The organism is Polaromonas sp. P1_G2 (genome assembly GCF_056405515.1).
This window is the reverse complement of sequence record NZ_JBFUBY010001025.1, coordinates 1-481: the sequence shown is the minus strand read 5'-3', so window position 1 is coordinate 481 and position 481 is coordinate 1. Positions and strand designations below refer to the sequence as shown.

The window sequence follows — 481 nt, the reverse complement described above, 5'->3', positions numbered from 1 at the left end:
TCCAGGGATTCAACCTGTGGCCATCCTGGACGTTGGAGAACTACATCGAGGTCGAGACGCAACGTGATTACGTCAAGCCGTTCACGAATTCGGTACTCCTCTCCGTGGGATCGACGATCATCGCAGTTCTGATCGCCGTTCCTGCCGCCTGGTCCATGGCATTCTCACCCACCGCGCGCACCAAGGACATCCTGATGTGGATGCTCTCGACCAAGATGATGCCGGCCGTCGCGGTGCTGGTGCCGATCTATCTGTTGTTCCGGGATTTCGGCCTGTTGGACAGCCGGATCGGCCTGACCGTCATGCTGATGCTGATCAACCTGCCGATCGTCGTCTGGATGCTCTACACCTATTTCCGCGAAATTCCGGGTGAAATCCTGGAAGCCGCGCGCATGGATGGCGCATCGCTCTGGGGCGAAATCTGGCACGTGCTGACGCCGATGGCCGTTCCAGGGATCGCCTCCACCATGCTTCTCAACGT

Annotated in this window: 1 protein-coding gene; it reads left to right on the top strand. The window is 58.8% G+C overall.

The genetic code is table 11. From position 1 onward, the window contains the following. Positions 1–481: carbohydrate ABC transporter permease (locus AC1D0P_RS28875; RefSeq protein WP_477679871.1), on the top strand; the 481-nt coding region annotated here is incomplete at both ends.